9 protein-coding genes are annotated in these 15537 nt (G+C 72.8%); all 9 read left to right on the forward strand.

Annotated elements, in window-relative coordinates:
- Window positions 1-131: 131 nt before the first annotated feature.
- The 9 genes from EJ357_RS25810 to tmk all read left to right on the forward strand — a co-directional run bounded on the left by EJ357_RS25810 (window position 132) and on the right by tmk (window position 15446).
- On the forward strand, window positions 132-1736 hold the full coding sequence (locus EJ357_RS25810) for a DUF7059 domain-containing protein (protein ID WP_126393965.1): 1605 nt from the start codon (window positions 132-134) through the stop codon (window positions 1734-1736).
- A gap of 128 nt (window positions 1737-1864) precedes the next feature.
- Window positions 1865-2869: an ArsR/SmtB family transcription factor gene (locus EJ357_RS25815; RefSeq protein ID WP_126393966.1), complete on the forward strand. Its 1005-nt coding sequence runs from the start codon at window positions 1865-1867 to the stop codon at window positions 2867-2869.
- A 148-nt stretch (window positions 2870-3017) separates the two neighbouring features.
- On the forward strand, window positions 3018-4043 hold the full coding sequence (locus tag EJ357_RS25820) for an ABC transporter ATP-binding protein (protein WP_126393967.1): 1026 nt from the start codon (window positions 3018-3020) through the stop codon (window positions 4041-4043).
- Window positions 4040-4927 carry an ABC transporter permease gene (locus tag EJ357_RS25825; RefSeq protein ID WP_175647530.1) on the forward strand — a complete coding sequence of 296 codons (888 nt, stop codon included), beginning with the start codon at window positions 4040-4042 and terminating at the stop codon, window positions 4925-4927. Before EJ357_RS25820 ends, EJ357_RS25825 begins: the two co-directional genes overlap by 4 nt.
- 35 nt (window positions 4928-4962) lie before the next feature.
- Window positions 4963-5754 carry an ABC transporter permease gene (locus tag EJ357_RS25830; RefSeq protein WP_126393968.1) on the forward strand — a complete coding sequence of 264 codons (792 nt, stop codon included), beginning with the start codon at window positions 4963-4965 and terminating at the stop codon, window positions 5752-5754.
- A 184-nt stretch (window positions 5755-5938) separates the two neighbouring features.
- Entirely contained in the window at window positions 5939-8494 is a 2556-nt protein-coding gene (locus tag EJ357_RS25835; protein ID WP_126393969.1) for a serine/threonine-protein kinase, read from the forward strand.
- A 186-nt stretch (window positions 8495-8680) separates the two neighbouring features.
- Complete coding sequence (locus EJ357_RS25840; protein ID WP_126393970.1) at window positions 8681-8878, forward strand: hypothetical protein; 198 nt, start codon at window positions 8681-8683, stop codon at window positions 8876-8878.
- Between the two features lie 250 nt (window positions 8879-9128).
- Window positions 9129-11951: a type I DNA topoisomerase gene (topA, locus tag EJ357_RS25845; RefSeq protein WP_126393971.1), complete on the forward strand. Its 2823-nt coding sequence runs from the start codon at window positions 9129-9131 to the stop codon at window positions 11949-11951.
- Between the two features lie 231 nt (window positions 11952-12182).
- Complete coding sequence (gene tmk, locus EJ357_RS25850) at window positions 12183-15446, forward strand: dTMP kinase (RefSeq protein WP_126393972.1); 3264 nt, start codon at window positions 12183-12185, stop codon at window positions 15444-15446.
- Window positions 15447-15537 lie beyond the last annotated feature (91 nt).

The following is a 15537-nucleotide window of genomic DNA, read 5'->3' on the forward strand; positions in this document are numbered from 1 at the left end:
GATGGGGCGGGCGGCCGAGATCTGACCGGGCGCGCGGCCGATACCGCAGGCGGGCGCATCGAGGCGTCACGGGGGCGCGCGGCCGATTCCTTACGGGGCGGGCCGGGCCGCGCGCGGGTCACAATGAGGGCGTGAGTGACTCCAGTCTGTCCGCCCTGCCCGCCTCCGATCGCCCCGACGTCGCCGCCCGGCTGCGGGATGCCCTGCTCGGGGCCTCCTTCACCGCCGACGGGCTGCTCGAACTGCTCGGCGCGCCCGCGTACGCGGCGCTCGCGCGCAGCGAGACCGTACCCGCGCTCCGGGCGACCCGCGGAGACACGCCGCTGGAGGCCCTCGTACGGCTGTTCCTGCTGCAGCAACCCGTGCCGCACGCGCGCGTGGCGGGCGTTCTGCCCGTCGACGCCTGCCTGGAGAGCGGATGGCTGGTACGGGTCGGCGGCAACTCCGGCGCATCCGGCGCATCCGCCGCATCCGCCGCATCCGCCGAATCCGGCGAGTCCGGCGGCTCCGGCGACGACCTCGCCGCGACCGTGGACGTACGCCCCTACGGCGGGCCCGGCGGCGAGGACTGGTTCATCGTGTCCGACCTGGGGTGTGCGGTCGGCGGGGCGGGCGGCATCGGGAACAAGGACGAGGGGGTCGTCCTCGGCGTCGGCGGCGCCTCCACGACGCTCGCCGGCATCACGGTCCGCACGCCCGTCGCCTCCGCCCTCGACCTCGGCACCGGCTCCGGTGTCCAGGCGCTGCATGCCGCGCAGCACGCCACGCGCGTGACGGCGACCGACCTCAACCCGCGCGCCCTGCACATCACCGCGCTGACGCTCGCGTTGTCCGGCGCGCCGGCCGCGGACCTGCGGGAGGGCTCGCTGTTCGAGCCGCTCAAGAACGGGGAGACGTACGACCTCATCGTGTCGAACCCGCCCTTCGTGATCTCCCCGGGCGCGCGGCTGACGTACCGCGACGGCGGGATGGGCGGGGACGATCTGTGCCGCTCGATCGTTCAGGGGGCGGGGGAGCGGCTGAACGAGGGCGGGTTCGCGCAGTTCCTCGCCAACTGGCAGCACGTGGAAGGGGAGGACTGGCAGGACCGGCTGCGGTCATGGGTGCCGCGCGGGTGCGACGCCTGGATCGTGCAGCGCGAGGTCCAGGACGTCACTCAGTACGCCGAGCTGTGGCTCAGGGACGCCGGTGACCACCGGGGTGACGCGGCCGAGTACCAGGCGCGGTACGACGCGTGGCTGGACGAGTTCGAGGCGCGCAAGGTGAAGGCCGTGGGGTTCGGCTGGATCACCCTGCGGAAGGCGTCCGCCGCCGTGCCCTCGATCACGGTCGAGGAGTGGTCGCATCCGGTCGAGCAGCCGCTCGGCGACACGGTCCGGGCGCACTTCGAGCGGCTCGACTACCTGCGCGCCCGCGATGACGCCGCCCTGCTGGAGGACCACTTCAGGCTCGTCACCGAGGTCGTGCAGGAGCAGATCGGGCTGCCCGGTGCCGAGGACCCTGAGCACGTCGTGCTGCGCCAGCACCGCGGTATGCGCCGGGCCACCCAGGTGGACACGGTCGGGGCGGGCTTCGCGGGCGTGTGCGACGGTTCGCTGAGCGCGGGCCGCATTCTGGACGCGATCGCCCAACTGATGGGCGAGGACCCGGTGTTGCTGCGCGACCGCACGCCCGCGCAGATCCGGCTGCTGGTGGAGCAGGGGTTCCTGGAGCCGGCCGGTGAGGGCGCACGCTGACGGTGGCGGTTGGGGAGGGGGACTGCGATGACGGTGGCGGCTGGGGAAAGGGGGGCCTGCGGTGACGGTGATTGTCAGGGCAGGCAGAGGGACGCGGTGACGGGTGTGAGCGGGGAGAGCCGGTCCCGGTGATCCGCATCGAGCTCGACGAGGCCGCGCTGGGGGCGACCCGTATCGCCGTCAGCCCGCTGTGGGACGCGTTCTGCAGCCTGCACCTGGCGATGCCGCACCGCAGCCCCTCCTGGCCGTACCAGAAGTGGGTCGTGCGCGCGCGTGAGGTGATCCGGGAGGACGACCGGATCGCCCCGCTGCGCGCGCTCATGGAAGGTCCGCTGCACTTCCCCGACTTCATGCTCCCCCAGCCGATCGGTACGACCTCGATCGAGCAGGAGCTGGAGATCGTGCGCCGTACACCGCCGGAGGTGGTGCGGGCCCAGCTGACCGAGCACTACCCCGGCATGGACGACCATCCGCTCGTACGGCCTTACCTGGAGGACCCGGAGGCCTCCTGTGCCGCCCTCGCCGACGCGTACGCCGCGTACTGGGAGGGCGCCTTCGCCGACCTGTGGCCGGTCATGCGGCGGCTCGTCGAGGACGAAGTCCTGGTCCGGGCGCGGACCTTCGCCACCGAGGGCGTGGACGCGCTCTTCGCCGGTCTGGAGACGCGTGCGAAGTGGACACCGCCCGTACTGGAGCTGACCAAGCACATCGACGCCGAGTACCACGCGGGTGAGCGCCGGCTGCTGCTCGTGCCGCTGGTCTTCGCCGAGGGATGCCGGCTGTACTCGACGGACGACCCCGAGGTGCTCACCGTCTCCTTCCAGGCGCGGGGCGCGGCCGTACTGCGTGAACGGCAGGAGGAACCGGCGGCCGGGGACCGGCTCGGTCTGCTGCTGGGGCGTGGGCGGGCGGCGGTCCTGCGCGAGCTCGGTGGGCCGCTCACCACCGCGGGCATCGCGGACCGGCTCGGCCTGGCTCCCAGCACCGTCTCCGAGTACCTGTCGGTGCTCGCCGAGTCCGGGGTGGTCACCCGGCACCGGGTCGGCCGCAGCGTGTACTACCAGCTCACCGACACGGGGCGCGCCCTGCTGGCGTTGCTGTCCGGGGAGGATGTGTTGCGGGCGGTGGTCTGAGGGGCGCGGGCCGTGGGGGAAGCGTGCGTGGGCGTGGGAAGTGCACGCACGCGTGGGCGCCGGAAAGCCCGCACGCACGCGTGGGCGACGATTCGGTAGCCGCCGAATTCGTCGACCGCTGCCGAGCGGCCCGCCTACCGTCCGGCGCATGCTTGCCATCGAGGCGCACGGACTGCGCCGCACCTACACGTCGCGTACCGGCTGGCTGCGGCCCCGGCGCACCACCACCGAAGCTGTACGAGGGGTCAGCTTCGAGGTGGCGTCGGGCGAGCTGTTCGGGCTGCTCGGACCCAACGGGGCCGGCAAGACGACCACGATCAAGATGCTCAACACCCTGCTGCTGCCCACCTCGGGCACGGCCAGGGTGTTCGGGCACGACGTGGTCCGTGACCCGGTCGCCGTACGACGACGGATCGGCTACGTCTTCGGCGGCGACCGGGGCCTGTACGAGCGGCTCTCCGCCCTCGACAACCTGCGCTACTTCGCCGAGTTGTACGAGGTCGAGCCGTGCGAGCAGCGGCGCCGGATCGCCGAACTGCTGGAGCTCGTCGGTCTGGACGGGCGCGAGCGCGAGCGCGTCGAGGGCTACTCGCGCGGCATGCGGCAGCGGCTGCACATCGCGCGCGGCCTGCTCCACCGGCCCGACGTGCTCTTCCTGGACGAGCCGTCGATCGGCGTCGACCCGGTCGCCGCACGGGATCTGCGCCGCACCGTCGCCGATCTGGCGGACGCGGGGACGACGGTGGTGCTCACCACGCACTACATGGCCGAGGCCGATGAACTGTGCGACCGCATCGCCGTCATCGCGGGCGGGGAGATACGGGCCCTCGGCACGCCCGGGGCCCTCAAGGCCCGCGTCCAGGAACGCGACGTCCTCGAAGTCGAGGCCCGCGGCGTCTCGGAGACGGAGCTGGACCGAGTGCGCGCGCTGCCGGGTGTCCGGGACGCGGCGGTCGACGACCGCGGTTCCGTACAGCTCCTGACCGTCCAGAGCGACCGCGGAACCGAGCTCCACGCGCGCGTGCTCGCCGCGCTGGACGGCGTACGCCTGGGGCGCGTCACCACGCGCGAGCCGACGCTCGAGGACGCCTACGTCGCGATCGTCGCGGAAGCGGAACGCGCCACCGCCGGGTCGGTCGGGTCGGCGGCCGCATCGACGGAGGTCCCGGCATGAGCAGGCCCGAGCGGGGCGCCCCCGCATCGAGGGGGACGAAGCCGAGTGCCTCCGAGTTGAGGGGGACGAAGCCGAGTGCCCCCGCGACGAGCCTGACGAAGCAGCGCGCCGTGAAGCGCTGGCCGCGGCTCGTCGCCGTAGGGGTGCGCACGCACGTCACCTACATGTCGCGCTCGCCCCTGGAAATCACCTTCGCGGTGCTGGTGCCGCTCGTCTACGCGACCCTCGCCGTCTACCTCTTCCGCGCCGCCGGCGACCCGGACCGGCTGCTCACCGCGTCGGTGGGCGCGGGCCTGATGGGCATCTGGTCGTCGGTGCTGTTCGGGTCGGGCGGGGCGGTGCAGAACCAGCGCTGGCTCGGCACCCTGGAATGCCTGGTCGTCGCGCCGACGCGGCTGCCGCTGGTACTGCTGCCGATCACGCTGGCCACGTCCGTCGTAGGGACGTACTCGATGGTCGCGACCGTCGCCTGGGGATGGCTGCTGTTCGGCGTGCCGCTGCACTTCGCGCACCCCGTGCTCTTCCTGCTGGCGGTCCCGGGCTGTGTCCTCGCCCTCGGGGCCATGGGTCTGCTGCTGGCCGCCACGTTCGTCCTGATGCGCAACGCCAACGCACTGGCCAACGCGCTGGACGCGCCGGTGTGGCTGCTGTCCGGGATGCTCGTCCCGGTCACCGTGCTGCCCGCGTGGACCCACCCGCTGTCCTGGGCGCTGCCCACCACCTGGGGCGCCCGAGCCGTGCACGCCGCGGCCTCCGGCGGGCCCGTGGCCGCTCCCCTGGGGCTCGCGCTCGGCCTCGGTGCGCTCTACGCGCTGCTGGCCGTCGCCGTGCTCGGCCGGGTCGAGGCACGCGCGCGTGCCGCCGCCACCCTCGCCCTCACCTGACCGCCCACCGCCGCACCCCGTCCCGAGGACTCCCCATGCGTCAACTCGTCCGTACCGCACGCCTTGTCGTCATCGGCGGCGGCATCTCCTACCGGGCGCTGTTCAACTGGACCACGCCCTCGATGTTCATCGGCACCCTGCTGGTGGGCCCGGTTCTCCAGCTCCTCTTCTTCGTCTACCTCGGCCGTCAACTCCACGTCGCCGACGACCGCTTCTACGTGCTGGGCAACGCCGTCCTCGCCTCCTCCACGGCCTGCGTGTACGGCGGCACCATGGCCGTCGCCAACGAGCGGCGCTACGGCACGCTCGGCGCGGTGCTGCTCAGCCCTCGCCGCCGGGCGCCGCTGTGGTTCGGGCGGGCCCTGCCGTACGTCCTGAACGGCCTGCTCGTCAGCGGGTTCACGCTCGCGGTGGCCGCGCTGGTGCTGGGTCTGCCGGTGCCGGCGGACAGCGTGCCGCAGATCGCCGCCGTCCTGGTCGCCGCCGCGGCCGCCTGCTCCGCGTTCGGGCTCGCGCTGGGCGCGCTGGGGCTCCGCTTCCGGGACGTGTTCCTGGTGTCGAACGTGGCCGCCTCCGTGCTGCTCCTGCTGACTGGCGCGAACGTGCCGCGCGCGACCCTGCCGCCCTGGATGCAGGCCGTCGGCGAGGCCCTTCCCCTCACGCACGCGGCCGCCGCGGCCCGGCGGGCGGCAGCCGGGCAGGGCCTGGACACGGGCCTGCTGGGCGCGGAACTCGCGGTCGGCGCCGGGTACTTGGTCCTCGCCGTGCTGCTGCTGAGCCTCTTCGAACGCGGCAGCAGGCGGCGCGCGACCCTCGACGTGCTGTAGCCGCCCCGCAGCCGCTGGGACGGAGCGGCACGCACGGGTCAGGAGTGTCCGGTCCGGTCTGATTGGCCACGAAAAGCTACAGAAAGGCCTCCTGTCAGTGGCAGGTGCGAAGCTACCTTCGAGAGACAGACTCGACGCGTCCTCGGGGGAGGCGCGCTGTCTCTCGGGTCCGGGGGGAGGCGTGATGGCGGGGGAGACGCCGGATCAGGGCGAAGGCAGGGTCATCCACGGGCGGTACCGCCTGCTGCGGACGCTCGGTGCGGGCGGTATGGGCCGCGTGTGGCTCGCGTACGACGAGGAGTTGGCCTGCGACGTCGCGCTGAAGGAGATCGCGCTCCCGGACGGACCGACGGACGCGAGCGAGACCTCGCAGCGCATCGCCCGCGCCCGCAGCGAGGCCCGGCACGCCGCGCGGCTGCGGGGGCATCCGCACGTGGCGACGGTGCACGACGTGGTGGTGCACGAGGGCCTGCCGTGGATCGTCATGGAGTACGTGCCGGACGCCGTGGACCTCCAGGCGGTCGTACGGAGTTCGGGGCCGCTGACGCCCGTTCAGGCGGCCCGCGTCGGACTCGCCGTGCTCGACGCGCTGACCGCCGGGCACCGGATCGGCATCCTCCACAGGGATGTGAAACCGGCCAACATCCTTCTGGCACCGGGCGCCTCGGGCGACCCCCACGCGCGCGTGCTGCTCACCGACTACGGCATCGCCCTCCGGCCCGAGTCCCGCGAGCCCCGGCTCACGGCCACCGCGGGCATCCTCGGCACACCCGGCTACCTCGCCCCGGAACGCGCGCGCGGCGAGCCGCCCACCCCGGCCGCCGACCTGTTCTCCCTCGGCGCCACGCTGTACGCGGCCGTGGAGGGCCGCGGCCCCTTCGACCGCCACGGCGACTACGCGACGCTGACGGCCCTGCTGGGCGATGACCCGACGCCGCCGGTCCGGGCGGGGGAACTGGTGCCGGTGCTGCAGGGGTTGCTGGTCAAGGACCCCGTGCGGCGGTCGGCGCCGGAGGTGGTGGCGCGGGGGCTGGAGCGGGTGGTGCAGGGGGCCGCGGGTGCGTCGGGTGCGTCGGGTGCGTCGGGTGGGGAGCTCGGGGTGCCGCCGGGGAGCGGCGGGGCGTTCGGGGCCGGCGCCGGGCTTGGAGGGTTCGGTCCGCCGCCAGGGGGCTTCGGGCCGGTGCCGGGTGCTCCGGGGACGCCGGGTGGTTTCGGGCCGGCTGCCGGATTCCCGCGGGCGCCGGGTGGTGTCGGACCGGCCTCCGGTACCCCGCAGACGCCGGGTGCGGCCTCGACCCCGAACACCCCGCAGACACCGCACACTCCGGCGGGTGCGACCGGTGGTCCTGCAGCCGGGGGTCTTGCGGCCGATGGACCTGGGGCTGACGGTTCCGCCCCGCCCGGGCAGACGCCCGCATCGACGCCGTATGACATCTGGCGGCAGCCCGCCCTGCCGCCCTTCGATCCCGCGAACCCTTATGCGCAGGGAGCGGGCGCCACGTCTGCGGACGGCGGTGGGCAGACGCCCCACCCCGGGAGCGGCGGGTGGGCGCCGTATGAGAGTGGGGCCGCGCGGTCGCCGTATGCGGGAAGCTCCACGCCACCGTCGTACGCCGGAAGCTCCACGCCACCGCCCTACGCGGGAGGCTCACCCCCACCGCCGTACACCGCGAGCCCTCCACCACCGCCATACGCCGGAGGCGCCGCCCCGTCGCCGTATGCGGGCGGCACCCATGGTGACCCCGGTGGCCCCGGCACCCCCGGCGGCCCCTGGAGCAGCGGTGCGCCCACCGTCGCCGGAGCGGGTGGGGGCGGCCTTGGACCGGGCCCGGGTTCCGGTGCCAGGAAGCGCGCCGCGCTCGTCGCGCTCGTCGTCGGAGTCCTGCTCGTCGTCGTCGGCGGGACATGGGCCGCTGTATCGCTGACCAGCGGTGACGGCGGGGGGAAGAAGAACTCCGCGACGAAGAGCTCGCCTTCGGCGGGCGGGTCGCAGGGCTCGGCGTCGCCGACCGGGCCGGTGTATCCGTACGGCGATGTCGTGGGGCTGACCGAGCCGCTGGAGACCGGGGACTGCGTGCAGGCGGTGTGGTCCGGGACGCCGTTCGAGTCGATGCCGAACCTCGGTGTCGTGGACTGCGACGACGACTGGCCGGACGGCCAGGTCGTGGCGGTCGACACGGCCACCGACTTCGCCGACGCCCGCGCGCAGGGCGCGCGGCGCTGTGCGAACCAGAGCAGGGCGATCGCCGAAGCGCTGCCGGACGCGGCCGGCTACGCCGTCGTACCGACGAAGAACGGGTTCACCGCGGCCAACAGCGGTACGGCCTGTCTCGTACTCGGGCGGCATGCCGCGATAGGCGGCGAGGTGGGCCGGTTCCGCGACGACGGCGAGAACCTGTGGGTCGGGCAGATGAGCGTCGGCGACTGCTGGGTCTACGAGGAAGAGGCCGAGGGTTACAACGCCCCGTTGATCGACTGCGCCAAACCGCACACCGACCAGGTCATAGGCACTGTTCGGGCGCCAGGCGAAATGAGCCACAAGAACGGCTCCGACAACGCCACCAAGCTGTGCGGCAACAAATTCGAGTCGGTCTGGGCGCCGGGTCCGGAGCGGACTGTCTATGGCTGGATCGCGGACGAGGAGGACTGGGAAGAGGGCTTCGACAAGGTCGTGTGCACGGTCAGCAGGTCCGACGACGAGAAGACGACCGGAAAGATACCCGCGCCCGGTGAGGTCTGAGGCGGGTGTGGCCCATGAGTGCGGCGGGGCTGCTGGGGCTGCGGTGCCGCCCGGGCCCGCGGGGCGCTGAGAGTCCACAGCCGCGTCGGCCCCGCGTTCACCTGAGGTTCGCCTGTGCGCCGCCCACGCGTGTCAACCTCGCCGGGCTGGGCAGTCGTGGACGGGAGAAAAGGGGCAAGCGGAACCATGGAGAGGGGACCGGCGATCTTCGCTGGGGTGGTGTTCGCCCTGTTCGGAAGCGGGCTGCTGGTGTGGACGGCGGTGCGGGTACGACAGCGCCAGCCGGTCGCTCAGGGTGTGAGCCCCGTCGCATCGGTGGCGCTGGCCGGCCTTGTCTCGGTGATCGCGCTGACCCTCGGAACGTGGTGCTTCTCCCGCCTCTGAGAACGGCCCATGAGCTGCGCGGCCGATAATTGGGAGGCCGACTTCCGGAAAGGCTCGAAAAGGCCGGTGGGCACTCCGGGCGGCAGGAATGGCGGAAGTCGGGTTACCGTTCGAGTGGCCGTTGCGGGCTTTTCCCGTTTGACAACCGGGCGGGATGTACCGTCACACTCCGCAGCGTCACCACCACCCGACCCCGGGACCTGAGCGACCCTGGGAAGGCCCCCAGCGTCGACCGGAGAGAAGAGCGAAGTTGTCCCCGACCAGCGAGACCGCACAGGGCGGCCGCCGACTCGTCATCGTCGAGTCGCCTGCCAAGGCGAAGACGATCAAGGGCTACCTGGGCCCCGGCTACGTAGTCGAAGCGAGCGTCGGGCACATCCGCGACCTCCCCAACGGCGCCGCGGAGGTGCCGGAGAAGTACACCGGCGAGGTCCGCCGCCTCGGTGTGGACGTCGAACACGACTTTGAGCCGATCTATGTGGTCAACGCCGACAAGCGTGCCCAGGTCAAGAAGCTCAAGGACCTGTTGAAGGAGTCCGACGAGCTCTTCCTCGCCACCGATGAGGACCGCGAGGGCGAGGCCATCGCGTGGCACCTCCAGGAGGTGCTCAAGCCCAAGGTCCCGGTCAAGCGGATGGTCTTCCACGAGATCACCAAGGCCGCGATCCAGGCCGCCGTCGCCAACCCGCGCGAGCTGAACCAGAGGCTGGTCGACGCCCAGGAGACCCGCCGGATCCTCGACCGCCTCTACGGCTACGAGGTCTCGCCGGTGCTGTGGAAGAAGGTCATGCCGCGTCTGTCGGCGGGCCGTGTCCAGTCCGTCGCCACCCGCCTCGTCGTGGAGCGGGAACGCGAGCGCATCGCGTTTCGTTCTGCCGAGTACTGGGACCTGACGGGCACCTTCGCGACCGGCCGCGCGGGCGACCCGTCGGACCCGTCGTCGCTGGTCGCCCGCCTGCAGTCCGTCGACGGCAGGCGGGTCGCGCAGGGCCGCGACTTCGACTCCCTGGGACAACTCAAGAGCGCGAACACCCTCCACCTCGACGAGGCGAACGCCCGCGCCCTCGCCGCCGCCCTGGAGAACACGCGGTTCGCGGTGCGGTCCGTCGAGTCCAAGCCGTACCGCCGCTCGCCGTACGCCCCGTTCCGTACGACGACGCTGCAGCAGGAGGCGAGCCGCAAGCTCGGCTTCGGCGCGAAGGCCACGATGCAGGTCGCGCAGAAGCTGTACGAGAACGGCTACATCACGTACATGCGTACGGACTCCACGACGCTGAGCGACACCGCCGTAGCGGCCGCCCGTGCCCAGGTCACGCACCTGTACGGCGCCGACTACCTGCCGCCCCAGCCGCGGACGTACGCCGGCAAGGTCAAGAACGCGCAGGAGGCGCACGAGGCGATCCGCCCCTCCGGCGACCGCTTCCGCACGCCTGCCGAGACCGGGCTGACCGGCGACCAGTTCAAGCTCTACGAGCTGATCTGGAAGCGGACGGTCGCCTCCCAGATGAAGGACGCGACCGGTAACTCGGTCACGGTCAAGATCGGCGGCGCGGCGGCCGACGGGCGGGACGTCGAGTTCACCGCCTCCGGAAAGACGATCACCTTCCACGGCTTCCTGAAGGCCTACGTCGAGGGCGCCGACGACCCGAACGCCGAGCTGGACGACCGCGAGCGCCGGCTGCCGCAGGTCAACGAGGGCGACCCGCTGAGCGCCCAGGAGATCACGGTCGACGGGCACGCCACCAAGCCCCCGGCCCGCTACACCGAGGCGTCGCTGGTCAAGGAGCTGGAAGAGCGCGAGATCGGCCGCCCGTCGACGTACGCGTCGATCATCGGCACGATCCTCGACCGCGGCTATGTCTTCAAGAAGGGCACGGCACTCGTCCCGTCCTTCCTGTCCTTCGCCGTGGTCAACCTCCTGGAGAAGCACTTCGGGCGGCTCGTCGACTACGACTTCACCGCCAAGATGGAGGACGACCTCGACCGCATCGCGCGCGGCGAGGCGCAGGCCGTGCCGTGGCTGAAGCGGTTCTACTTCGGCGAGGGCACTGGTGAGGGCGGTGCCGCGGACGCCGGCAACGGCGACGGGGACCACCTCGGCGGCCTCAAGGAGCTGGTGACCGACCTGGGCGCGATCGACGCGCGCGAGGTGTCGTCGTTCCCGGTCGGCAGCGGCATCGTGCTGCGGGTCGGCCGCTACGGCCCGTACATCGAGCGCGGCGAGAAGGACTCCGAGGGCCACCAGCGCGCGGACATCCCCGAGGACCTGGCGCCGGACGAGCTGTCCGTCGAGCTCGCCGAGGAACTGCTCGCCAAGCCGAGCGGTGACTTCGAGCTGGGCGCCGACCCGGTCACCGGCCACCAGATCGTCGCCAAGGACGGCCGCTACGGCCCGTACGTCACCGAGGTGCTCCCCGAGGGCACCCCGAAGACCGGCAAGAACGCCGTGAAGCCGCGTACGGCCTCGCTGTTCAAGTCGATGTCGCTGGACACGGTGACGCTGGAGGACGCGCTGAAGCTGATGTCGCTGCCGCGTGTCGTCGGCGCCGACGCCGAGGGCCAGGAGATCACCGCGCAGAACGGCCGCTACGGGCCGTATCTGAAGAAGGGCACGGACTCGCGCTCGCTGCAGTCCGAGGAGCAGCTCTTCACGATCACCCTCGAAGAGGCGCTGGCGATCTACGCGCAGCCCAAGCAGCGGGGCCGCGCGGCCGCGAAGCCGCCGCTGAAGGAGCTGGGCACGGACCCCGTCAGCGAGAAGCCGGTCGTCGTCAAGGACGGTCGCTTCGGGCCGTACGTCACCGACGGGGAGACCAACGCGACCCTGCGCTCCGGCGACAGCGTCGAGACGATCACCCCGGAGCGCGGCTTCGAGCTGCTCGCAGAGAAGCGTGCGAAGGGGCCCGCCAAGAAGACGGCGAAGAAGGCCCCCGCGAAGAAGGCGACCGCCAAGAAGGCCGCCCCGGCCAAGAAGACGGCCGCCAAGAAGACCGCGGCGAAGAAGACCACGACGGCCGCCAAGAAGACGACGGCGAAGAAGACGGCGGCTTCCAAGACGGCGACGGACGACTGACCCGCCCTCGTCGAACGACCGAACCGCCCCTTCGAGACGCCTGAACCGCTCTCTCGAGAGGGCCGACCGGTCTCCGTGATGACCAAACCGGTTCCCGCGGAGGCCGGTTGACGGTCCGGTTCTTCACGTCCGGTTCGCAAAACGAACGCCTCGGCATCAGTTTGGTGTCGGGTCGTGCGTGCGTTCGGGCGTGCGCGTCGGGCTGTCAGTGCGTCCCGATAGGCTGAAAGCATGACGCCAGCCGAGCAGCCAACGGCCCTCCACACGGCCCCCGACGACACCCTGGTCGCGGACTCCCGCGAGCGTGCCGTCCGTGCCCTGCTGCGCCGACCGCAGCTCAAGCGACTGTGGAGCGCGCAGTTGGTGGGCGGTGTCGGCGACATCCTCGCGCTTTTGGTGCTGGTGCTGCTGGCCCTTCAGGCGGCGATCGCCGAGGGGGCGTTCGGCGGTGGCTACCGGGGCGTGGCGTTCGCAGTGGCGACCGTCTTCGGCGTACGCATCCTGGCGACGCTGCTCTTCGGCGCCGTACTCCTCGGTCCGCTGACGTCCCTCACCTCCCAGGAGGGCCCGCTCGACCGGCGCTGGACCATGGTCGGCGCGGACGGTCTGCGGGCCGCCATGCTGATCGTCGCGCCCCTGTGGATCGACTGGACGCCGGACAACGCGCTGGCACTCCTGCTGGTCACCGTCTTCGTGACCGGCGTGGCCGAGCGCTTCTGGACGGTGTGCCGGGAGAGCGCGGCGCCCGCGCTGCTGCCGCCCCCGCCGCCGGAGGGCGCGACGGTACGACCGCTGCCGGACCACATGGACGCCCTGCGCCGCCTGTCGCTGCGCACGGGCTTCGTGGCGATCCCGCTGGCCGCCGCCGCACTCGTCGTCGCCGCCCTGCTCAACAACCTGCTCGGTGCCGGACTCGACTGGTTCGAGCAGCACCAGGCGGCCCTCGCGTCGTATGTCGCGGCCGGTCTGTTCGCCGCGTCCCTGTCCGTGCTGACGTTCCTGGAGCTGCCCGACACGCGCACTCCGCGCGCGCGGTCGCCGCTCGAGGGGCTGCGCCGGCCGAAGACCGGCTCGGGCGTCGACAAGGGCCGCACCGGTGCGATCCCGCTGCTGGTGACGGCGTGCGCGGCCGTCGCCGGGGCGGTGTCCGCCGCGGTCGCCGTGGCCGTGCTGCACGCCAAGGACCTGGGCGGCGGGCCGGTGCTCTACGGCCTGCTGGTGCTCGCGCTGACCGGCGGCGTGGTCGTCGGCATCCGCACGGCGCCCTCCGTGCTGCCCGCGCTCTCGCGGCGCCGGCTGCTGGCACTGGCGATCGCCTTCACCGGCATCGCGCTGCTGGCCGCGGGACTCGTCCCGGACGTCACCACCGTGCTGCTGATCGCCGCACTGGCCGGGATCGGCGCGGGCGTGGCCGCCAACACCGGGCACACCCTGCTCGACCAGGAGGCCGAGGAATTCCGGCGGCCGCGGACGACGGAGCATCTGCACGCCGTCGCACGGGTCAGCGTCGCACTCGGCGCGGTGATCGCGCCGCTGGTGGCCGCGCTCATCGGGCCGCACCGGCTGGAGAGCGGCAAGTTCGTCTTCGCACACGGCGGCGCGGCGTTCACGCTGATGCTCGTCGGGGCGCTGCTGCTGCCCGTGGCCGCGCTCGTGCTGGCCAAGGTCGACGACCGCTCCGGCGTGCCGCTGCGGCAGGACCTGCGCGACGCCGTCCTCGGCGGGGACGACCCGGAGCAGGTGCCCGCGACGTCCGGTTTCTTCATCGCCCTGGAGGGCGGCGACGGCGCCGGGAAGTCCACGCAGGCCGAGGCGCTCGCCGAGTGGATCAGGGGCAAGGGCCACGAGGTCGTGGTCACGCGCGAGCCGGGGGCCACGCCGGTCGGCAAGCGGCTGCGCTCCATCCTGCTGGACGTGTCGAGCGCGGGGCTGTCGCACCGGGCGGAGGCGCTGCTGTACGCGGCGGACCGTGCGGAGCACGTCGACACGGTGGTCCGGCCCGCGCTGGAGCGCGGTGCGGTCGTGATCTCGGACCGGTACGTCGACTCCTCGGTCGCCTACCAGGGGGCGGGCCGTGACCTGTCCCCGACGGAGATCGCCCGTATCAACCGCTGGGCGACGAACGGGCTCGCTCCGCATCTGACGGTGCTGCTGGACGTCGCGCCGGAGGTCGCCCGCGAGAGGTTCACCGAGGCGCCGGACCGGCTGGAGTCGGAGCCCGCCGAGTTCCACGCGCGCGTGCGGTCCGGATTCCTGACGCTGGCCGCGGCTGACCCCGGCCGGTATCTGGTGGTGGACGCGGGTCAGGAGCCGGAAGCCGTGACGACGGTCATCCGGCACCGGCTCGACCAGGCACTGCCGCTGTCCGAGGCCGAGATCCAGGCGCAGGAGGAAGCGCGCCGCAAGGCCGAGGAGGAGGCCCGCCGCAAGGCCGAGGAAGAGGCCGCCCGCAAGGCCGAGGAAGAGCGCCTGGAGCGCGAGCGCCAGGAGCAGCTCGCCCGGCTGCGCGCCGAGGAGGAGGAGCGCAAGCGGCGCGAGCTGGAGGAGGCGCAGCGGCGCGAGGCCGAACGGCAGGCGGAGGAGGCCCGGCAGCGAGCCGAGGAAGCACGTCGGCGTGCCGAGGAGGAGCGTCAGCGGCTCCTCGCGGAGGAGAAGGCGCGCGCCGAGGAAGAAGCGCGCCGCAAGGCCGAGGAGGAACGGCGCCGCAAGCAGGCCGAGGAAGAGGCCCGCATCCATGCCGAGGCCGAGGCACGACGCCTGGAGAAGCAGCGCAAGGCCGAAGAGGCTCTGCTGCGGGCCGAGGAGGCACGGCGACTGGCGGAGCAGGCCGCGGCCGCGGCGGAGGCGGGCCCGAGGCCGACGGGACCCGGTGCCGGGGCCGCCGCCGGTGATGCGGTGACCGTTCCTACGCCGGTGGTGAAGCCGGGGTCGGTACCGGGCGGGGCATCGGACGAGACGACCGTGCTGCGGCCGGTGCGGGACGAGGAGCCGGGCGGTACGGGTGGTGCGCGGGCTTCCGCCGGTGACCGGTCGCCCGGCCGGGGCGCCGGGGAGTCCGAGTCCGAGGTGACGGCGAAGCTGCCGCAGCCGCCGGCGCCTTCGGGTGCGGCGGACGAGACGGCTGTGCTGCCGCCGGTGGTGCCCGGTGCGGCTGATGAGACGGCTGTGCTGCCACCTGTGACGCCGGGTGCGGCTGATGAGACTGCTGTGCTGCCGCCGGTGCCTCCGGGTGCCGCGGACGAGACGGCCGTACTGCCTCCCGTGCCGGGCGGGGAGCCCGGGGACCGGGTTCCGCCCGGGTACTTCCGGGACGAGGAACGCACGCGTGAGCTGCCTCAGGTCGACGAGGCGGGGGCGCCGCGGCGGAGGGCTCGGTCCGACTGGGCCGAGGAGACGCCGCTGGACGATCTGCCGACGTTGGCGGACGAGCTGCTCGGGCCGCGTGAGGACGAGTACGACGACGAGGGCGGCCAGGGGCGGGGCCGGCGGCGCTGAAGAGCGCGACCGGACCTGCCTGAGGGGCGGGGGCTGTGCGCAAACCGTGGCTACCGCCGCATGGGCGCGAACGGTCCCCGTCGGTCCGCAG

Origin of the sequence: Streptomyces cyaneochromogenes, assembly GCF_003963535.1 — a bacterium.
Taxonomy (GTDB): domain Bacteria; phylum Actinomycetota; class Actinomycetes; order Streptomycetales; family Streptomycetaceae; genus Streptomyces; species Streptomyces shaanxiensis.

Bases quoted from the DNA above. Each gene is read 5' to 3' on its own strand.
- EJ357_RS25840 (WP_126393970.1), top strand. From the start codon at position 8,681: ATGGAGAGGGGACCGGCGATCTTCGCTGGGGTGGTGTTCGCCCTGTTC.
- tmk (WP_126393972.1), top strand. From the start codon at position 12,183: ATGACGCCAGCCGAGCAGCCAACGGCCCTCCACACGGCCCCCGACGAC.
- EJ357_RS25835 (WP_126393969.1), top strand. From the start codon at position 5,939: ATGGCGGGGGAGACGCCGGATCAGGGCGAAGGCAGGGTCATCCACGGG.
- EJ357_RS25825 (WP_175647530.1), top strand. From the start codon at position 4,040: ATGAGCAGGCCCGAGCGGGGCGCCCCCGCATCGAGGGGGACGAAGCCG.
- EJ357_RS25820 (WP_126393967.1), top strand. From the start codon at position 3,018: ATGCTTGCCATCGAGGCGCACGGACTGCGCCGCACCTACACGTCGCGT.
- EJ357_RS25830 (WP_126393968.1), top strand. From the start codon at position 4,963: ATGCGTCAACTCGTCCGTACCGCACGCCTTGTCGTCATCGGCGGCGGC.